Source organism: Pseudomonas sp. FYR_2 (assembly GCF_043106425.1).
Taxonomy (GTDB): Bacteria; Pseudomonadota; Gammaproteobacteria; order Pseudomonadales; family Pseudomonadaceae; genus Aquipseudomonas; species Aquipseudomonas monteilii.
The window spans coordinates 29,003-47,626 of record NZ_JBICMM010000016.1 but is presented as its reverse complement, the minus strand read 5'-3'; the positions used below and the strand labels follow the sequence as shown (position 1 = coordinate 47,626).

17 protein-coding genes are annotated in these 18,624 nt (G+C 61.9%); 5 read left to right on the top strand and 12 right to left on the bottom strand.

The window, feature by feature from the left end:
- Positions 1-188: 188 nt before the first annotated feature.
- A complete protein-coding gene (tsaD, locus tag ACF8R4_RS06255; protein ID WP_016715759.1) occupies positions 189-1,214 on the top strand; it encodes a tRNA (adenosine(37)-N6)-threonylcarbamoyltransferase complex transferase subunit TsaD in 1,026 nt (341 codons plus the stop codon).
- Between the two features lie 3 nt (positions 1,215-1,217).
- Here the strand turns inward: tsaD and plsY are convergent, their stop codons facing one another.
- The gene (gene plsY / locus ACF8R4_RS06250) at positions 1,218-1,787 is read right to left on the bottom strand and encodes a glycerol-3-phosphate 1-O-acyltransferase PlsY (RefSeq protein WP_016715760.1); all 570 of its coding nucleotides are present in this window, start codon (positions 1,785-1,787) and stop codon (positions 1,218-1,220) included.
- A gap of 74 nt (positions 1,788-1,861) precedes the next feature.
- Between plsY and folB the strand changes: the two genes are divergently transcribed.
- Complete coding sequence (gene folB / locus ACF8R4_RS06245; RefSeq protein ID WP_016715761.1) at positions 1,862-2,218, top strand: dihydroneopterin aldolase; 357 nt, start codon at positions 1,862-1,864, stop codon at positions 2,216-2,218.
- Positions 2,209-2,718 carry a 2-amino-4-hydroxy-6-hydroxymethyldihydropteridine diphosphokinase gene (folK, locus tag ACF8R4_RS06240; RefSeq protein ID WP_060499071.1) on the top strand — a complete coding sequence of 170 codons (510 nt, stop codon included), beginning with the start codon at positions 2,209-2,211 and terminating at the stop codon, positions 2,716-2,718. The genes folB and folK overlap by 10 nt, the downstream gene beginning before the upstream one ends.
- Positions 2,719-2,837: 119 nt before the next feature.
- Here the strand turns inward: folK and ACF8R4_RS06235 are convergent, their stop codons facing one another.
- The 11 genes from ACF8R4_RS06235 to ACF8R4_RS06185 all read right to left on the bottom strand — a co-directional run bounded on the left by ACF8R4_RS06235 (position 2,838) and on the right by ACF8R4_RS06185 (position 16,805).
- Positions 2,838-3,953, bottom strand: a complete 1,116-nt coding sequence (locus ACF8R4_RS06235) for a multifunctional CCA addition/repair protein (RefSeq protein WP_060499070.1) — start codon at positions 3,951-3,953, stop codon at positions 2,838-2,840.
- A gap of 55 nt (positions 3,954-4,008) precedes the next feature.
- Positions 4,009-5,577: a SpoVR family protein gene (locus ACF8R4_RS06230; protein ID WP_019097138.1), complete on the bottom strand. Its 1,569-nt coding sequence runs from the start codon at positions 5,575-5,577 to the stop codon at positions 4,009-4,011.
- Positions 5,574-6,848, bottom strand: a complete 1,275-nt coding sequence (locus tag ACF8R4_RS06225) for a YeaH/YhbH family protein (protein WP_025754030.1) — start codon at positions 6,846-6,848, stop codon at positions 5,574-5,576. The genes ACF8R4_RS06230 and ACF8R4_RS06225 overlap by 4 nt, the downstream gene beginning before the upstream one ends.
- Positions 6,849-6,978: 130 nt before the next feature.
- Positions 6,979-8,901 carry a PrkA family serine protein kinase gene (locus ACF8R4_RS06220; protein ID WP_060499069.1) on the bottom strand — a complete coding sequence of 641 codons (1,923 nt, stop codon included), beginning with the start codon at positions 8,899-8,901 and terminating at the stop codon, positions 6,979-6,981.
- A gap of 284 nt (positions 8,902-9,185) precedes the next feature.
- Positions 9,186-9,515: a thiosulfate sulfurtransferase GlpE gene (gene glpE / locus ACF8R4_RS06215; protein ID WP_060499068.1), complete on the bottom strand. Its 330-nt coding sequence runs from the start codon at positions 9,513-9,515 to the stop codon at positions 9,186-9,188.
- Between the two features lie 14 nt (positions 9,516-9,529).
- On the bottom strand, positions 9,530-10,396 hold the full coding sequence (locus ACF8R4_RS06210; protein WP_060499067.1) for a symmetrical bis(5'-nucleosyl)-tetraphosphatase: 867 nt from the start codon (positions 10,394-10,396) through the stop codon (positions 9,530-9,532).
- Positions 10,396-10,776, bottom strand: a complete 381-nt coding sequence (gene apaG / locus ACF8R4_RS06205) for a Co2+/Mg2+ efflux protein ApaG (RefSeq protein ID WP_060499066.1) — start codon at positions 10,774-10,776, stop codon at positions 10,396-10,398. Before apaG ends, ACF8R4_RS06210 begins: the two co-directional genes overlap by 1 nt.
- 144 nt (positions 10,777-10,920) lie before the next feature.
- Positions 10,921-11,721: a 16S rRNA (adenine(1518)-N(6)/adenine(1519)-N(6))-dimethyltransferase RsmA gene (gene rsmA / locus ACF8R4_RS06200; RefSeq protein ID WP_028699058.1), complete on the bottom strand. Its 801-nt coding sequence runs from the start codon at positions 11,719-11,721 to the stop codon at positions 10,921-10,923.
- Positions 11,718-12,707: a 4-hydroxythreonine-4-phosphate dehydrogenase PdxA gene (gene pdxA / locus ACF8R4_RS06195; RefSeq protein WP_104833560.1), complete on the bottom strand. Its 990-nt coding sequence runs from the start codon at positions 12,705-12,707 to the stop codon at positions 11,718-11,720. Before pdxA ends, rsmA begins: the two co-directional genes overlap by 4 nt.
- Positions 12,704-14,023, bottom strand: coding sequence for a peptidylprolyl isomerase SurA (surA, locus tag ACF8R4_RS06190; RefSeq protein WP_104833559.1), 1,320 nt, complete (start codon positions 14,021-14,023; stop codon positions 12,704-12,706). The genes pdxA and surA overlap by 4 nt, the downstream gene beginning before the upstream one ends.
- Complete coding sequence (locus ACF8R4_RS06185) at positions 14,004-16,805, bottom strand: LPS-assembly protein LptD (protein ID WP_392491912.1); 2,802 nt, start codon at positions 16,803-16,805, stop codon at positions 14,004-14,006. Before ACF8R4_RS06185 ends, surA begins: the two co-directional genes overlap by 20 nt.
- A 130-nt stretch (positions 16,806-16,935) precedes the next feature.
- On the opposite strand from ACF8R4_RS06185, the gene ACF8R4_RS06180 reads away from it, so the two are divergent.
- Positions 16,936-17,955 carry an aminoglycoside phosphotransferase family protein gene (locus ACF8R4_RS06180; protein ID WP_392491910.1) on the top strand — a complete coding sequence of 340 codons (1,020 nt, stop codon included), beginning with the start codon at positions 16,936-16,938 and terminating at the stop codon, positions 17,953-17,955.
- On the top strand, positions 17,952-18,623 hold the full coding sequence (gene murU / locus ACF8R4_RS06175; protein WP_392491908.1) for an N-acetylmuramate alpha-1-phosphate uridylyltransferase MurU: 672 nt from the start codon (positions 17,952-17,954) through the stop codon (positions 18,621-18,623). The genes ACF8R4_RS06180 and murU overlap by 4 nt, the downstream gene beginning before the upstream one ends.
- Position 18,624 lies beyond the last annotated feature (1 nt).

The following is an 18,624-nucleotide window of genomic DNA, read 5'->3' as shown; positions in this document are numbered from 1 at the left end:
TCATTACCGGGGTAGACGTGCTCCTGGCAAAACAAAGGTGTGCTGGAGAACGTCGGTTTTCAAGGGTTGCGGATGTTAACCCTTAGCAAGCCGGAATGCAAAGCCTCTGATCGAAAACCGCTGGTCGGCATCCGACACGGGGACTATCATGCGCGGCTTCGAATTCAGCCCCCACAAGGGACGAACCCATGCTAGTACTGGGATTGGAAACATCCTGCGACGAAACTGGTGTCGCATTATACGACAGTGAACGCGGTTTGTTGGCCGATGCACTGTTCAGCCAGATCGACCTGCACCGCGTGTTTGGCGGTGTGGTGCCCGAGCTTGCCTCGCGTGACCACGTCAAGCGCATGCTGCCGCTCATCCGCCAGGTGCTGGACGAGGCCGGCTGCGTCGCCACCGAGATCGACGCCATCGCCTACACCGCAGGCCCTGGCCTGGTCGGTGCACTGCTGGTGGGTGCCTCCTGCGCCCAGGCACTGGCCTTTGCCTGGGACATTCCGGCAATTGGCGTACACCACATGGAAGGCCACTTGCTGGCGCCCATGCTGGAAGAAAACCCACCGGAGTTTCCGTTCGTCGCTTTGTTGGTTTCCGGCGGGCATACCCAGTTGGTTCGGGTCGATGGCATCGGCCAGTACGAACTGCTGGGCGAGAGCCTGGATGACGCTGCCGGTGAAGCGTTCGACAAGACCGCCAAGCTGATCGGCCTCAACTACCCCGGTGGCCCGGAAATCGCGCGCCTTGCTGAAAAGGGTGTGCCTGGGCGTTTCGTGTTCCCACGGCCGATGACTGATCGCCCGGGCCTGGAGTTCAGCTTCAGTGGCTTGAAAACCTTCGCCCTCAACACCTGGCAGCAATGCAAGGATGCTGGTGACGACGGTGAGCAAACCCGTTGCGACGTGTCCCTGGCATTCCAGCAGGCGGTGGTGGAGACGTTGACCATCAAATGCAAGCGGGCGCTCAAGCAGGCCGGCCTCAAGCGCCTGGTCATCGCCGGTGGCGTGAGTGCCAACAAGGCGTTGCGGGCGTCCCTCGAGGACATGCTCGGCAGCATCAAGGGCAACGTGTACTACGCGCGGCCGCAGTTTTGTACCGACAATGGCGCGATGATCGCTTACGCCGGCTGCCAGCGCCTGTTGGCCGGGCAGCAGCAGGACCTGGCCATCAGCGTGCAGGCACGCTGGCCGATGGAGCAGTTGCCACCGCTGTAGGTTTTAGAAGTGCCGTTCGCGCCCGGCAAACAGGTCGCGCAGGTTGCTGCGGTGGCGCCACACGATCATCACCGTCAGCACGGTGATCGGTAGCAGGGCTTCCGGCTCGCGCCAGGCCAGCAATGGCAAGGTCAGTGGCGTGGCAATCAGTGCCGCCAGCGAGCTGGTACGGGTAAGGTAGAACGTCAGTAGCCAGGCGCCAATGGCCAGCAGCGCGGCCGGGAAGTACAGGCCCATGAGCATGCCGGCGGCGGTGGCTACGCCTTTGCCGCCCCGAAAGCAGAAATACAGCGGGAACAGGTGGCCCAGCACTGCGCACACGCCTACCCAGGCTTGCGCGTGCAGGTCCAGCCCGGCAAAGCGGGCAAGCAATACCGGCAAAAGGCCCTTGCACAGGTCGCCAAGCAGGGTCAGGATCGCCAGTTTACGGCCTGCCAGGCGTAGCATGTTGGTGGCGCCGGCATTGCCTGAGCCGCTGGAACGCGGGTCCGGGCTGCCCGAAAGGCGGCTGAGGACAATGGCGAAGGACAGCGAGCCGAGCAGGTAGGCGAGTAACGCCAGTAACCAAAACATGCTAACTATTCCGGGCGAGGACGCCCTGATTCTAACGGCGCCAGTCGCCCTTGTCGTGCTGTGGAGAGAAGTGCTTGGACAGAGTGTTCATCGAAGGCCTGGAAGTCGATACCGTCATCGGTGCCTATGACTGGGAGCGGGATATTCGCCAGTGCTTGCGCCTGGACCTGAGCTTCGCCTGGGACAACCGCCCGGCGGCGGCGGGTGACGACCTGAGCCTGGCGCTGGACTATGCCAGCGTGTCGGCGCGTGTCCAGGCGTTTGCCGAGCAGGCGCGCTTCGAGTTGGTGGAAACCTTTGCCGAGCGCCTGGTGGCCACCTTGATGGAAGAGTTCCAGATCCCGTGGGTGCGGTTGAAGCTGACCAAGCCGGGAGCGGTGCCGGCGGCCCGTGGTGGTGTTGGCGTGGAGATCGAACGCGGATGTCTCTGAGCACGGTTTACCTGGGACTGGGTAGCAACATCGACCGCGAAGCGCATTTGTGCGCCGGGCTTGATGCCCTGGCCGGCATCCTGACCGACATGCGCTGCTCACCGGCGTTCGAAAGCCAGGCGGTGGGGATCAAGAGCGGGCCGTTCATCAACTTCGTGGTGACCGGGCAAACCGAACTGCCGCTGATTGAACTGGACCGTCGGCTGAAGTTCATCGAGGCCGACAACGGCCGCTATGCGCCGGACCGCAAAGGGTTGCCGCTGGATATCGACGTGCTGATGTATGACGAATTGCACGGTACGTTCGATGGGCTGGTGCTGCCCAGGGCCGAGATCCTGAAGAACGCGTTTGTGCTGTGGCCATTGTCGTTGCTGGCACCTGAGCTGGTGCATCCGGGGGCGGGCAAGACCATGGCGCAGTTGTGGCAGGAGGCGCAGATTGATCAGGTGTTGGCGCCGGTCGCCTTTGAATGGCGTGGGTTGCAGTTGACTCCAGCATAAGCCTGTACCGGCCCTTTCGCGGCTAAAGCCGCTCCTACAGAGATCGCGGGATGCCGAGCAAACGCGGTCCCTGTAGGAGCGGCTTTAGCCCGAAAGGGCCAGTACAGACAGCCAAAAAATCACCCTTCTGCAACACCGATGTAGGCTTCAATCGCCTTCAATCGCTCAGCCTTGAGTGCTTCGCCCAGTGCCTGGCCCGTCAGCCCGGCCTGCACCAGGGGCTTCACATCCACCGCCCGTACCGCCGCCGCTGCGCCACGCAGATACGCTGCCTGTGGATAACCCTCCTTGCCATCACCCAGCGCCACCATCTCGCACGCCGCAATAAAATCCTCGAACCGCTGCGGCCGCCGATATACGTCGAACTTCTGCAACAGCTCCAGCAGTACCGCCGCAGGTAACGCCAGCGCCTGATTGCCCTGCGTCAGACATTCCCCTGTCAGCAGCGCCAGCTCCTGGCATTCCCGAGGCGCCTTGAGGCGCTGGTTGACGGCTTTGATCGAGGCCGGTGCCAAGCCGCTCAGCAGGCACGCCCAGCGTACGTGCAAGGGCTGCTCGTGCACCGCCGCTTGCTCCAGGGCTGCCAATGCCCGTGAGTTGTCTGCAAGCTCAGGCAGCAGCGCTTGCAGTGCATCGCAAGCACGCAGCACCTGGAAGAACACCTGCGGCTGCGCTTCCATCAATGCCCGCTCGATTTCCTTCCAGCTACGCTCGGCTGTCAGTGCTTGCAGCTCCCCCGAAGCACTGATCTGGCGCATCAGCTCCAGAGTCTCTTCGGCAACCCGGAAACCCAGTGGTGCATAGCGGGCAGCAAACCGCGCAACGCGCAGCACGCGTAAAGGATCTTCTGCGAATGCCGGGGAAACGTGGCGTAACAGGCGCTGATCGAGATCGGCCTTGCCATGGTAGGGGTCGTACACCGTGCCCGCCTCATCCTCGGCCATTGCATTGATGGTGAGGTCGCGGCGGATCAGGTCTTCTTCCAGGGTCACGTCAGGGCTGGCGTGAAAGGTGAAACCACCATAGCCGCGCCCGCTCTTGCGCTCGGTGCGCGCCAGTGCGTATTCCTCGCCGGTTTTCGGGTGCAGGAACACCGGGAAATCAGCGCCGACCGGCCGATAGCCGTTGGCGAGCATTTCTTCGACGGTGGCGCCCACCACCAGCCAGTCGATATCGCTGACCGGGCGGCCGAGCAGGCGGTCGCGCACGGCGCCGCCGACTTTGTAGATGTGCATGTGCAGCTCTCCATAACTGCCGACAGAATACCCTGTCGGCCGTTATGGCGTTGCACTAGAGGTGGTGGATGACTGCCAGGTCCATGCGGCCGTAGTCCGCGCTTTCGCCGTGCTCGCCACGCGGCGGCATGTGATGGGTCTTCATCACCTGCTCACCTTGCACGGTTTCCAGGTGGATATCGAAGCCCCACAGGCGGTGCAGGTGCTTGAGCACTTCATCGGTCGAGTCGCCCAGCGGTTTGCGGTTGTGCTGCTGGTGGCGCAGGGTCAGCGAGCGGTCGCCACGGCGGTCGACGCTCCAGATCTGCACGTTCGGTTCGCGGTTGCCCAGGTTGTACTGCGCTGCCAACTGCTCACGAATCACCCGGTACCCCGCTTCGTCGTGAATGGCGGGCACCAGCAGGTCGTCGCGCTGGTCGTCATCGAGGATGCTGAACAGCTTGAGGTCGCGCATCACTTTAGGCGACAGATACTGCAGGATGAAGCTTTCGTCCTTGAAACTGCTCATGGCGAACTTGATGGTAGAAAGCCAGTCGCTGCCGGCAATGTCGGGGAACCAGCGGCGATCCTCCTCGGTCGGGTTTTCGCACATGCGGCGGATGTCGGTGTACATAGCAAAGCCCAGTGCATACGGGTTGATGCCGCTGTAGTACGGGCTGTCGAAGCCGGGCTGAAACACCACGCTGGTGTGCGACTGCAAGAACTCCATCATGAAGCCTTCGGTAATCAACCCCTCGTCGTACAGGTCGTTCATCAGGGTGTAGTGCCAGAACGTCGCCCAGCCTTCGTTCATCACCTGGGTCTGGCGCTGCGGGTAGAAGTACTGGGCAATCTTGCGCACGATGCGCACCACTTCACGTTGCCAGGGCTCCAGCAGCGGGGCGTTTTTCTCGATGAAATACAGGATGTTTTCCTGAGGTTCGGCGGGGAAGCGCCCGTCATCGCGGTCGTTACCCTTTTCGGCGCTTTTCGGAATGGTGCGCCACAGGTCATTGATCTGGCGCTGCAGGTGCTCCTCTCGCTCCTGTTGCCGGCGCCGTTCTTCCTCGGCGGAAATAGGGTAGGGCCGCTTGTAGCGGTCCACACCGTAGTTCATCAGGGCATGGCAGGAGTCGATCAGGTCTTCCACGGCATCAATGCCATGACGCTCTTCGCACTGGGCGATGTACTGCTTGGCGAACACCAGGTAGTCGATGATCGAACTGGCGTCGGTCCAGGTGCGGAACAGGTAATTGCCCTTGAAGAAACTGTTATGGCCGTAGCAGGCGTGGGCGATCACCAGTGCCTGCATGCACATGGTGTTTTCTTCCATCAGGTAGGCGATGCACGGGTCGGAGTTGATCACGATTTCGTAGGCCAGGCCCATCTGGCCTCGGCTGTACGACTTTTCCGTGCTGAGGAACTGCTTGCCGTAGGACCAGTGGTGGTAGCCCAGCGGCATGCCGACCGAGGCGTAGGCGTCCATCATCTGCTCGGCCGTGATCACCTCGATCTGGTTGGGGTAGGTGTCCAGGGCGTAACGCTCGGCCAGGCGGCTGATTTCCCGATCGTAGGTCTGGATCAGCTCGAACGTCCACTCGGACCCGGTGGAAATGGGTTGGCGTCTCTGTGCTCTGGCGGTCATGTGGCTAACCTGCGCTGGAAGAGTTCACGGAAGACCGGGTAGATGTCACCGGCCGATACCAGCTGCTGCTGAGCGAACGTGTCGGGGTAGGCTTCACCGATGCGTTCGTATTCATACCACAGCGCCTGGTGCTCACGGGGGGTGATCTCGACGTAAGTGTAGTACTGCACATGCGGCATGATCTGCTTGGAGAGGATCTCGCGGCAGATGGGCGAGTCGTCGTTCCAGTTATCGCCGTCAGAGGCCTGCGCGGCATAGATGTTCCAGTCGCTGGCCGGGTAGCGTTCGGCCATGATCTCCTGCATCAGCTTGAGTGCACTGGAAACGATGGTGCCGCCTGTTTCCCGTGAGTAGAAGAACTCCTCCTCGTCGACTTCCCGGGCGCTGGTGTGGTGGCGGATGAACACCACTTCGATGCGGTCGTAGTTACGCTTGAGGAACAGGTACAACAGGATGAAGAAGCGCTTGGCGATGTCCTTGGTGGCCTGGGTCATCGAGCCGGACACGTCCATCAGGCAGAACATCACCGCCTTCGAGCTGGGGTTGGGCTGCTTGACCAGCAGGTTGTACTTGAGGTCGAAGGTGTCGAGGAAGGGCAGGCGGTTGATGCGCGCCTTCAAGCGTTCGATTTCCTGTTCGACTTCCTGGATATCGGTGAAATTGTCCGGTTCTTCGACCCGCAGGCGGGCGAGTTCCTTTTGTGCTTCGCGCAGCAGCGCACGGCTGCTTCCGGTCAGGGCGATGCGCCTGGCATGGGCCGAGCGCAGGGTACGCACGATATTGATGCGCGACGGGTTACCTTCATTGGCGATGCCGGCGCGCACGGTCTTGAAGGTATCGGCGCCTGTCAGGTGGCGCTTGACCAGGTTGGGCAGTTCGAGGTCTTCGAACATGAATTCGAGAAACTCTTCCTGAGTGATCTGGAAGACGAATTCATCCATGCCTTCGCCGGAATTACCGGCCTTGCCACGGCCACCGCCGCCACCCCCGCCGCCTTGCGGCCTTGGGATGTGTTCACCTGCAGTGAATTCCTTGTTGCCAGGGTGCACGATGGTCTGTTTGCCCCCGCGACCATGGTGCAGCACCGGTTCGTCGATGTCGCGACCGGGAATGCTGATCTGCTCGCCATGTTCCATGTCCATGATGGAACGGCGGCTCACCGCCTCTTCGACGGCCTTCTTGATGTGTTCGCGGTACCGCCGCAAAAAGCGCTGGCGGTTGACCGTGCTCTTGTTCTTGCCGTTCAGGCGTCGGTCGATAACGTAGCTCATGGTCCCTCCGGTAGCTGGGAACAGCTGCACGCTTCAAGCTACGAGCTGCTGCACGTCATGGCAGCAAAGCAGCTGCCGCCGCCCAAGGCCGGCATGGCAGCCTTGGGCGCGCGGTGTATAGCCTGTCGCTTTATTGCGATTTCCTGACCCGCAGGTACCATTCCGACAGCAGGCGCACCTGTTTGTCGGTGTATCCACGCTCCACCATCCGGGTGACGAAGTCGTTGTGTTTCTTCTGGTCCTCTTTGCTGGCCTTGGCGTTGAAGCTGATGACGGGCAGCAGGTCTTCGGTGTTGGAGAACATTTTCTTCTCGATCACGACCCGCAGTTTTTCATAGCTCAGCCAGCTTGGATTTTTGCCGTTGTTGTTGGCGCGTGCGCGCAGTACGAAGTTGACGATCTCGTTGCGGAAGTCTTTCGGGTTGCTGATGCCGGCCGGTTTCTCGATCTTTTCCAGCTCCTCGTTGAGGGCGATGCGGTTGAGGATTTCGCCGGTTTCCGGGTCGCGGTATTCCTGGTCCTGGATCCAGAAATCGGCGTACAGCACATAGCGGTCGAAGATGTTCTGGCCGTATTCGCTGTAGGACTCCAGGTAGGCCGTCTGGATTTCCTTGCCGATGAACTCGATGTAGCGTGGTGCCAGGTATTCCTTCAGGTAGCGCAGATAGCGTTCGCGCACTTCCGCCGGGAACTGTTCCTGTTCTATCTGCTGTTCCAGCACGTACAGCAAGTGCACCGGGTTGGCGGCAATCTCGTGTGGATCGAAGTTGAACACCTTGGACAGGATCTTGAAGGCGAAGCGGGTCGAAAGGCCGTTCATGCCTTCATCAACGCCAGCGGAGTCCCGGTATTCCTGGATCGACTTGGCCTTGGGATCGGTATCCTTGAGGTTTTCTCCGTCGTAAACGCGCATCTTCGAGTAGATATTGGAGTTTTCCGGCTCTTTGAGGCGGGAAAGCACCGTGAACTGAGCCAGCATCTTGAGCGTGTCTGGCGCGCAATGGGCCTTGGACAGCGAGCTGTTGACCAGCAGCTTGTCGTAGATCTTGATCTCATCGCTGACGCGCAGGCAGTACGGCACCTTCACGATGTAGATCCGGTCGATGAACGCTTCGTTGTTCTTGTTGTTGCGGAAGGTGTGCCACTCCGATTCGTTGGAGTGCGCCAGCAGGATACCGGTATAGGGAATCGCCCCAAGGCCTTCGGTACTGTTGTAGTTGCCTTCCTGTGTGGCAGTGAGCAAGGGGTGCAGAACCTTGATAGGCGCCTTGAACATTTCGACGAATTCCATCAGGCCCTGGTTGGCCCGGCACAGCGCGCCCGAGTAGCTGTAAGCGTCGGCGTCGTTCTGTGGGTACTCTTCAAGCTTGCGGATATCGACCTTGCCGACCAGGGCCGAGATGTCCTGGTTGTTCTCGTCGCCGGGCTCGGTCTTGGCAATGGCGACCTGGTTGAGAATCGACGGGTAGAGTTTCACTACCTTGAACTTGGAGATATCGCCGCCAAACTCCTGCAGGCGCTTGGTGGCCCATGGCGACATGATGGTGTTCAGGTAGCGCCGTGGGATGCCGAACTCTTCCTCGAGAATGGCCCCATCTTCGGTGGCATTGAACAAACCCAAGGGTGACTCGAACACCGGCGAACCCTTGATCGCGTAGAACGGCACCTTTTCCATCAGCTGCTTGAGTTTTTCGGCCAGCGACGACTTGCCGCCGCCCACCGGGCCCAGCAGATAGAGGATCTGTTTCTTCTCTTCCAGGCCTTGGGCAGCGTGGCGGAAGTACGAAACGATCTGGTCGATGCACTCTTCCATGCCATGGAAGTCGGCAAAGGCCGGATAGCGGCGAATTACCTTGTTGGAAAAGATGCGCGACAGCCTGGAGTTGGTAGAGGTGTCGATCAGCTCTGGCTCACCGATGGCCAGCAACAGCCGTTCGGCCGCCGATGCGTAGGCACTGCGATCCTCTTTGCACAGCTCGAGGTACTCCTGCAGCGAGAGTTCTTCCTGGCGCGTAGACTCGAAACGTTGTTGGAAGTGGCTAAAAATACTCATGACGTCACCTCGCTCGATACGTGGAGACGACGCCGGATCAGTCAGCTGATGCTGGCATGCAACCGGGTTCGCCGATTGCTGTATACCCCCCAGAACACCCTGTAACGCTACCGATGACCCGCACGCCGGTGTACCGGCTCTCCCCTTTTTTGGATGGCCTGAGCTTAAGCGTAGTTGGTTATCTGCAAGGTCAAGGGGCGAGGTGGGCAGAAGTTACGAACGACCGTTCGTCAGATAAGCCGCAAGCCCGCACGGGGCGCGGGCTGCAGGAAAAATGAAAATATTTATTCGGCGCTGCCTTGGGCGGTCTCGGCCGGGTAGGTGGCGCGCCACAGTTCGAAGCCGCCGTCCACGCTGTACACGTTGGAGAAGCCCTGGCCTACCAGGTAGGCGGCAGCGCTCTGGCTGGAGTTGCCGTGGTAGCAGACCACCAGGGTCGGGGCATCGAGGTCGGCATTGCGGATGAACTCGGCAACCGAGTGGTTATCCAGGTGCTGGGCACCCGTGATGTGGCCTGCGGCAAAGGCCTGCGGGTCGCGAATATCGACGACGACCGCACCTTGCGCGCGCAGTGCCAGTGCCTGCTCGGGAGGGATGCGCTTGAATTCGCTCATGGGTACTACTTCCTTCAGGTGTGGTCGTTGAGTGTAGTGGGTTGTGCCGGCGGGCGCAGGGTGCCGTCGTCGGCGCAGTCGCAGCGGTGGTATTCGCCGCTGTCGACGTTGTACAGGGTCATGGCGCCGCCCCACACGCAGCCGGTGTCCAGGGCGATGACGCCTGGCGCGTCTACGCGGCCTTCGAGGGCCGCCCAGTGGCCGAAGATGATCTTCACATGCCGCGAGCGGCGGTCCTTGTGTGCGAACCAGGGCTTGTAGCCCTTGGGCGCGGTGCCCAGGCCCTCTTTGCTCTTGAGGTCGAGCTTGCCCTCGGCGGTGCAGAAGCGCATGCGGGTGAAGTAATTGGTGATGACCCGCAGACGTTCCACGCCGGTGAGGTTCTTGCTCCACTTGTTCGGCTCATTGCCGTACATGCCGTCGAGGTACAGCTTCAGGCGGCCATCGTCGCGCAGTACTTCTTCCACCTCAGCCGCCAGGCCAAGTGCCTGGCCCAGCGTCCACTGTGGCGGGATGCCGGCATGCACCATGGCAATGCCGCGTGCCTCGTCGTAATGCAGCAGCTTTTGCTGGCGCAGCCAGTCGAACAGTTGATCGGCATCCGGCGCTTCGATGATTTCGCGCAGGGTGTCGCTTTTTTTCAGGCGCTCGACGTTATGCCAGGCGGCCAGCAGGTGCAGGTCATGGTTACCCAGCACGCAGACCAGCGACTGGCGGATCGAGTACAGGAAGCGCAGGGTTTCCAGCGACTCGGGGCCGCGATTGACCAGGTCGCCGACCAGCCACAGGCGGTCGACGGCCGGGTTGAAGTTGACGCGTTCCAGCAGGCACTTGAGAGGTTGCAGGCAGCCTTGCAGATCGCCGACGGCGTAGGTGGCCATCAGTGCAGCGCCCCGGGCACCGCCAGGCGGAAGGGCGCGATGTCGGCGTCGAAGCGCTTACCGTCTTCGGCGAACATCTGGTAGCTGCCCTGCATGGTGCCCACGCGGGTGCTGATGACCGCACCACTGCTGTAGGTGTGGCTCTGGCCCGGGTCGATGTTGGGTTGCTGACCAACCACACCGGCGCCGCGCACTTCCTCGACTTCGCCGTCACCGTTGGTGATCAGCCAGTGCCGCGACAACAGCTTGGCCTTGAGCGAGCCGTTGTTCTGCACGGTGATGGTGTAGGCGAACGCGAAACGACTGTTTTCCGGGTCGGATTGTTCTTTCAGGTAGCGGGTCACGACGCTGACGTCGATTTGATAGCGGGGGTCGGACATGCAAGGGCCTTGGGCGAACTGACGCAATAATGCAGTCTAGGCCATTGGGAGGGGGGAGGGCCAGCGCCGAGGGGGCTTGAGGGCTAGGTTGGATATGCCGGCCTCTTCGCGGGTTTGCCCGCGAAGAGGCCGGTACAGGCGAAATCAGGCTTGCTGGTCAGCCAACTGGTCAGCCAGGCGCACAAAGGCCGCCAGGTCCAGCTGTTCAGGGCGCAGGCTGCCGTCCACGCCGGCAGCTTCGATGGCTGCGCTGTCGAGCAGGCCCTTCATGGTGTTGCGCAGGGTCTTGCGGCGCTGGTTGAACGCCTCGCGCACCACCTGCTCCAGCAGCTTGGCATCTTTGGCCGGGTGGGGCAGCACTTCGTGCGGTACCAGGCGCACGATGGCCGAGTCCACTTTCGGCGGCGGGTTGAAGGCGCCAGGGCCGACGTTGAACAGGTGCTCGACCCGGCAGTGGTACTGCACCATGATCGACAAACGCCCCCAATCCCCACCACCGGGGCCGGCGGCCATGCGCTCGACCACTTCCTTCTGCAACATGAAGTGCATGTCGCGGATCAGCCCGGCATGGCTGAGCAGGTGGAAGATCAGTGGGGTGGAGATGTTGTAGGGCAGGTTGCCGACCACCTTGAGGCTGCGTGGCGGCACGCCCAGCTGGTTGAAGTCGAACTTCAGGGCGTCACCCTGGTGCAGGCGGAAGTTGCTGCGGTCAGCGAACTTGTGCTGCAGGATCGGCACCAGGTCTTTGTCCAGTTCCACCACATCCAGCTGTGCACCGCTGCCCAGCAGGCCTTCGGTCAGGGCGCCCTGGCCCGGGCCGATTTCCAGCAGGTGTTCGCCTGCCTTGGCGTTGATGGCACGCAGGATGCGGTCGATGATGCCGGCGTCGTGCAGGAAGTTCTGGCCGAAACGCTTGCGCGCCCGGTGTTGGTATTGCTCGTTCATGGTCGGTTCTCGGCCATCTGGTAGGCGGTTTCCAGCGCGACGCGCAGGCTGCCGGTGTCGACCTTGCCGGTGCCGGCCAGGTCCAGGGCGGTGCCGTGGTCGACCGACGTGCGGATGATCGGCAGGCCCAAGGTTACGTTGACCGCAGCGCCGAAGCCTTTGTACTTGAGTACGGGCAGGCCCTGGTCGTGGTACATCGCCAGCACCGCGTCGCAGTGCTCCAGATATTTGGGGGTAAACAGGGTATCGGCCGGCAGTGGCCCGCGCAGGTCCATGCCTTCGGTGCGCAGGCGGGCCAGGGTCGGCTCGATGATGTCGATTTCTTCGCGGCCAAGATGGCCGCCCTCGCCCGCATGCGGGTTGAGGCCGCACACCAGAATGCGCGGGTTGGCGATGCCGAATTTGTCGCGCATGTCGGCATGCAGGATACGGGTTACACGCTCTACGCGCTCGGCAGTGATGGCGTCGGCAATATCACGCAGCGGCAGGTGTGTGGTCACCAGGGCCACACGCAAGCCACGGGTGGCCAGCATCATCACCACCTGTGCGGTGTGGGTCAGTTCGGCAAGGAATTCGGTATGCCCGGAGAAGGCGATACCGCTTTCGTTGATAACACCCTTGTGCACAGGGGCGGTGATCATCCCGGCGAAGCGCCCGTCCAGGCAGCCTTGGCCTGCACGGGTCAGGGTCTCCAGCACGAACGCGGCGTTGGCTTTGTCGAGCTGGCCTGGCGCTACCGGGGCAGCGAGGGGGGTATCCCAGACGTAAAGGCTGCCTGCGGGTGCCGGCTGGTCGGGCCATTGGCTCGGGCCTACCGGCAGCAGGCTGACAGCCAGCCCCAGCTGCGTGGCCCGCTCGGCGAGCAGGTCACGGCTGGTGATGGCGATCAGGGGGTGGGGCTGGGCGTCTGCGGCGAGCAGCAGGCACAGGTCGGGACCTATGCCGGCTGGTTCACCGGGAGTGACGGCGAAGCGCAGGGGCTTCACTGGGCGGCCTGGTCAGCGCCAGGCAGCTTGATTTCAACATAGGCTTCGTCGCGGATCTGGCGCAGCCAGGTTTGCAGCTCTTCGTCGTACTTGCGGTTACGCAGAACGCTCAGGGCCTGCTGTTCGCGAGCCTGCTCGGTGCTGTCGGTGGCGCGGCGGCCCAGCACTTCCAGAACGTGCCAGCCGTACTGGGTCTTGAACGGTTTGGTCACCACGCCTTGCTGGGCGTTGGCCATCTGTTCACGGAACTCCGGTACCAGGCTGTTCGGGTCTACCCAGTTGAGGTCGCCGCCGTTAAGCGCCGAGCCTGGGTCTTCCGAGAAGCTCTTCGCCAGTTCGCCGAAGTCTTCGCCGTTCTTGATGCGGTCGTACAGGCGCTCGGCCAGTTGCTCGGTGGCCGCATCGCTGCGGATCTCGCTTGGCTTGATCAGGATGTGGCGTACATGCACTTCGTCACGCAGCACGTTCTCGCTACCCCCGCGCTTCTCCTCGAGCTTGAGGATGATGAAGCCGTTAGGGATGCGGATAGGCTGGGTAATTTCGCCGACCGGCATGCTGCTGAGCATCTTGGCGAAGTCGGGTGGCAGCTGGCCGGCTTTACGCCAGCCCATCTCGCCGCCTTCCAGGGCGTTTTCGCTGGCCGAACGGGCGATAGCCATTTGGCCAAAGTCCGCGCCTTGCTTGAGCTGCTGGTACACATCGCCAACCTGGCGCGCAGCCTTCTGGATGTCATCCGAGCTGGCTGCTTCCGGGGTCGGGATCAGGATGTTGGCCAGGCGGTACTCTTCCGACATCTGCATCTTGCCCATGTCGGAGTTGAGGAAGTTCTTCACTTCCTGCTCCGACACCTGGATGCGCTCGGCCACACGGCGCTGGCGCACGCGGCTGATGATCATCTCGCGCTTGACCTGTTCGCGGGCGTCGTCGAACGACAGGCCGTCGTGGGCCAGGGCAGCACGGAACTGGTCCAGCGACATGCCATTGCGCTGGGCAATGGTGCCGATGGCCTGGTTCAGTTCTTCGTCGGTGATGCGGATGCCGGAGCGCTCGCCGATCTGCAGTTGCAGGTTCTCGACGATCAGGCGCTCCAGTACCTGCTGTTCAAGGGCGCCGGTTGGCGGCACGCCGCCGCCGCGCTTGGCGATGGTCTGCTGCACCTCGTGAACGCGCTGGTCCAGCTGGCTTTGCATGACCACGTCGTTGTCGACGATGGCCACCACGCGATCAAGAGGTTGCACCGCGGCATGCACCGCGCCACTCAGCAATGCAACGCCCAGCAACGCCGGGCGCAGTCGATCAATAAGCTTGGTCTTCACGTTCACGGTAACCTTGAATGCCTTGGTCGAGGAAAGATTCGACCTTGTTGCCAACGACGCCACCGAGGCCTTTCAGGACGATCTGAAGGAAGACACCGTGGTCGCCTTTTTCGTTCGCCGGTAGGGCTTGGCTGAAGTCGTCGTAATCGATCCAGTAACGGTTGATCAGGCGCAGCTTCCAGCAGCAGTTGTCGTACTCGAAACCGCCCATGGCTTCCAGGGTGCGGTTGCGGTTGTAGTCATGCTGCCAGCGAGCGATAACGTTCCACTGCGGAACGATCGGCCAGATGACCGAGAAGTCATGCTGCTGGATCTTGTAGTAGTCCTTGATGTAGTTCGGGCTACCAGGAACACCGTAGTCGCCACCGCCCACCTTCCAGGTACCAGTCGTGGAATCGTAGGAGATGGTGTCGTTGCGGTAGCGATAACCGAGGTTGAGCACCTTGTTCGGGTTGTCTTCAGGCTGGTAGTGGAACATCGCGCTGCCCGAGCGGGTGCTGCGGCTGTCCGGGTCCCAGTTGAAGTCCGAATTGAAGCGCCAGTCGCGGTTGAAGTAGTAGTTGTACAGCAGCGCGTATGGCGACACGTCGGACTGAGAGTCGGTACGGGTGCGGTAGTCGATACCTGGCAGCTGGACCTTGCGGTCCTTGAAGTAATAGGCCTGGCCGATACTGAAGTTCTGGCGCTCGAAGCCGTTTTCTTCGATAAAGCGGGTTGTCACGCCCAGCGAAAGCTTGTTCTCGTCGCCGATACGGTCAGTGCCGCTGAAGCGGTTGTCGCGGAACAGCGAGTCGTAGCTAAACAGGGTTTCGCCCGAATCGAACAGCGGGATGTCCCTCTGGTCCTTGTACGGGACGTTGAGGTAGAACAGGCGCGGTTCGAGGGTCTGCTTGTAGTTGGTGCCGAACAACGACGTGTTGCGGTCGAAGTACAGGCCGCTGTCCACGCTGAAGATCGGTACGTCGCGGTTCAGCGAGCTATTGTAGCTGCCATACGCCGGGTTGGCGGACTGCGTGATCGCCTGCGCCTTGCCCTGGCTGTCCAGGTCGAGGTCGTAGTGGGTGTATGCGTACTTCAGCTTGGGGGTCAGGTAGCCATAGCTGGCTTCCATCGGCAGGCTGATCGACGGTGCGACGTTGAAGCGGTTGCCGTTGGCGCGGGCAATACCGCTGACGTTCTGGTCCAGACGACGGCCGGCTGCACCTGCCGAGAAGTCAGGGTTGCCATCCTTGTCCAGTACGAAGTCGTCTTTCAGGTCGCGATCGAAGCGTACCGCCTCGCTCTCGTAACCCATGACCATGCCGCCCGGGTTGTAAGGCAGTACGCCATTGAGCGTGATCTGCGGTAGACGATCATAGGGCGTGATCTGCGAGATGGTCGCCATCTCGTAGGCATGCACATTCAACCGTGCGGTATAGCTGTCGCCACGGTACGTCAGCGCACCTTGCTGGTTCAGCAGGTCGCGGCTTTCGACGCCGATCTGGTCGGACTCCAGGTCCTGGAAGTAGAACGGGTCGCTGATGTCGGTGTAGTCCACCTCGGTCATCAGGCGCTCGTCCAGCCCGCCCTTGTGCTGCCAGTTGACCATCCAGCGCTGATCTTTGTAGTCAGTCTGGTCTTTGCGATCGTCGTTCTTGTCGTTCAGATACGCGCCACCGAACTGGCCTTCGCTCGAAGGCGTCAGGTAGCGGAACTCGCCTTCCATCAGCAGGCCGCGCTTGGCCATGTAACGCGGGTACAACGTGGCGTCGTAGTTAGGCGCCAGGTTGAAGTAGTACGGCGTTACCAGCATGAAGCCGGTGTCGCTGCTGGTGCTGAACGATGGCGGCAGGAAACCGGACTGGCGACGGTCGTCGATCGGGAAGTAGATGTACGGTGTGTAGAACACCGGGAAATCCTTAACCCGCAGCGTCACGTTGGTCGCGGTACCGAAACCGGTGGCTGGGTTCAGGGTGATGTTGTTGCCCTTCAGCTGCCAGGCGTTGCTGCCCGGTTCGCAGGTGGTGTACGTACCGTCCTTGAGGCGGATGATGGCGTTTTCGCCACGCTTGGCGTACAGGGCACTGCCGCGGATGTGCGACTTGTGCATCACGTATTCGGCGTTATCGACCTGGGCCTCGCCCGTGTCGAGCTGAATCTGTGCCTCGTCACCGACCACCAGCGAGCCGTTGTCACGGATCTTGACGTTGCCCTTGAGCTCGCCACGGTTTTCGGTCTGGTAGAGGTTGGCCTCGTCAGCTTCGGCCTGCATGCTGCCCTGGCGCATCACCACGTCACCGGCGAGGGTAGCGATCTGCTGCTCCTGCTGGTACTTGGACACCTTGGCGTTGATGTAGGTCGGCGACTCGTCCTTCGGCGTGGTGTCGGCCATGCCCGGGCGGGTTGGCTCGATGTACGCACCCCCGCAGTACGGGCCGGTTTCGGCCAGCTGCGCGGCGGTGAGTTTTTCACGCGGAACCCAGTCCAGGTGGCTGTAGTCTTCGCTGCGCGACTTCAGGGCGCGGCCTTTGGCCTCGGTGACCAGCATTGGCCGGTCCGCGGTTTCGCCTTCGCTCGCGGCTTCGGTGCCGGTGCTGACAGCAGCACCCTCATGCACCGGGCGCGGCGGCAGGTTGTTGACTGGGGCCTTGGGCTTGCAGTCCCAACCACCGGCAGCGGACACTTGGCAGTCGAACTGTTCGGCTGCCACCACGTACGACGTGGCCAGAGGTTGCAGGGCCAGCAGACCGCCGGTTACCAGCAACGGAAACTTTCTACGAAACGCGGGGGATTTCAATGCCATCTTATTAGTCCGGGCTTCCTGCGTGCCATCTGCCCGCGTGTGGGGCCGCACGCCTCTCGATGGTCTGAAAAAGATGCTGGATAATAAAGCATGACCCGCTTGACGGCTAGGGCCGTCGGAGACCCTTGTAATGCCTGAACACGATGTACGCTTGCAACAACTGACGGTCTGGCTCGATGAGCAGCTCAATGATCTTTTCCGCAACAACGCCTGGGGCGAAGTGCCGGCCGGCAGCCTGACTGCGGCCAGCAGCGACGCGAGCTTCCGCCGCTACTTCCGCTGGCAGGGCGCCGGCCACAGCTTTGTGGTCATGGACGCACCGCCTCCGCAGGAGAACTGCCGACCGTTCGTCGCCATCGACCATCTGCTGGCCAGCGCTGGCGTGCATGTGCCGCTGATCCACGCCCAGGACCTGGAGCGCGGCTTCCTGCTGCTGGGTGATCTGGGCCACCAGACATACCTTGATATCATTGATGCCGACAACGCCGACGGGCTGTTCGCAGATGCCATCGATGCTCTGCTGGCCTTCCAGCGCCTGCCGATGGACGCGCCACTGCCCAGCTACGACGACGCGCTGCTGCGCCGTGAAGTGGAATTGTTCCCGGAGTGGTACGTGGGCCGTGAACTGGGCCTGACCTTCACCGATGCCCAGAAGGCTGCCTGGCAGCGTATCAGCCAACTGCTGATCGACAGTGCCCTGGCCCAGCCCAAGGTGTTGGTGCACCGCGACTACATGCCGCGCAACCTGATGCAAAGCACCCCCAGCCCCGGCGTGCTGGACTTCCAGGACGCGGTGTACGGCCCGGTCACCTACGACATCACCTGCCTGTTCAAGGACGCCTTCCTCAGCTGGCCTCAGCCACGGGTCGAAGGTTGGCTGCGTGACTACTGGCAGAAGGCGCAGGTTGCCGGTATCCCGGTACAGGCCGACTTCGAGGCGTTCCAGCGTGCCAGCGACCTGATGGGCGTGCAGCGCCACCTGAAGGTGATCGGTATCTTCGCCCGTATCTGCCACCGTGACGGTAAACCCCGTTACCTGGGCGACGTGCCGCGTTTCTTCGCCTATATAGAAGAAGTGATCAGCCGCCGGCCCGAATTGGCGGAGCTGCGTGAACTGATCGCACAGTTGCAGGCCGGAGCGCGTGCATGAAGGCAATGATCCTGGCGGCGGGTAAAGGCGAGCGCATGCGCCCGCTGACCCTGCACACCCCAAAACCGCTGGTCCCGGTGGCCGACCAGCCGCTGATCGAGTATCACCTGCGCGCCCTGGCGGCGGCAGGCGTTAACGAGGTGGTGATCAACCATGCCTGGCTCGGCCAGCAGATCGAAGACCACCTGGGTGACGGTAGCCGCTTTGGTCTGAGCATCCGCTATTCGCCCGAGGGCGAGCCGCTGGAAACCGGTGGAGGCATCTTCAAGGCCTTGCCTTTGCTGGGTGATGAGCCATTCCTGCTGGTGAACGGCGATGTCTGGACCGACTACGACTTCGCACGCCTGCAAGCCCCCTTGCAAGGGCTTGCTCACCTGGTGCTGGTCGACAACCCGGGCCACCATGGCCGAGGTGACTTCCGCCTGTTGGGCGAACAAGTCGTCGATGGCGATGAGGCACCGGGCACGCTGACTTTCAGTGGCATTTCGGTGCTGGACCCTGCGCTGTTCGACGGCTGCCAACCGGGTGCCTTCAAGCTGGCACCGCTGTTGCGCCAGGCCATGGCGGCAGGGCAGGTCAGTGGCGAACACTACCGTGGGCACTGGGTGGATGTCGGCACGCTCGAGCGCTTGGCCGAAGCCGAGCGCCTGATTGGCGAGCGCGCCTGAT

Coding starts and splice junctions, on each gene's coding strand:
- ACF8R4_RS06235 (WP_060499070.1), bottom strand. CDS start 3,953: ATGCACATCTACAAAGTCGGCGGCGCCGTGCGCGACCGCCTGCTCGGC.
- ACF8R4_RS06210 (WP_060499067.1), bottom strand. CDS start 10,396: ATGGCCACCTACGCCGTCGGCGATCTGCAAGGCTGCCTGCAACCTCTC.
- tsaD (WP_016715759.1), top strand. CDS start 189: ATGCTAGTACTGGGATTGGAAACATCCTGCGACGAAACTGGTGTCGCA.
- rsmA (WP_028699058.1), bottom strand. CDS start 11,721: ATGAACGAGCAATACCAACACCGGGCGCGCAAGCGTTTCGGCCAGAAC.
- murU (WP_392491908.1), top strand. CDS start 17,952: ATGAAGGCAATGATCCTGGCGGCGGGTAAAGGCGAGCGCATGCGCCCG.
- ACF8R4_RS06185 (WP_392491912.1), bottom strand. CDS start 16,805: ATGGCATTGAAATCCCCCGCGTTTCGTAGAAAGTTTCCGTTGCTGGTA.
- folK (WP_060499071.1), top strand. CDS start 2,209: ATGTCTCTGAGCACGGTTTACCTGGGACTGGGTAGCAACATCGACCGC.
- ACF8R4_RS06220 (WP_060499069.1), bottom strand. CDS start 8,901: ATGAGTATTTTTAGCCACTTCCAACAACGTTTCGAGTCTACGCGCCAG.
- ACF8R4_RS06180 (WP_392491910.1), top strand. CDS start 16,936: ATGCCTGAACACGATGTACGCTTGCAACAACTGACGGTCTGGCTCGAT.
- plsY (WP_016715760.1), bottom strand. CDS start 1,787: ATGTTTTGGTTACTGGCGTTACTCGCCTACCTGCTCGGCTCGCTGTCC.
- ACF8R4_RS06230 (WP_019097138.1), bottom strand. CDS start 5,577: ATGACCGCCAGAGCACAGAGACGCCAACCCATTTCCACCGGGTCCGAG.
- ACF8R4_RS06225 (WP_025754030.1), bottom strand. CDS start 6,848: ATGAGCTACGTTATCGACCGACGCCTGAACGGCAAGAACAAGAGCACG.
- apaG (WP_060499066.1), bottom strand. CDS start 10,776: ATGTCCGACCCCCGCTATCAAATCGACGTCAGCGTCGTGACCCGCTAC.
- glpE (WP_060499068.1), bottom strand. CDS start 9,515: ATGAGCGAATTCAAGCGCATCCCTCCCGAGCAGGCACTGGCACTGCGC.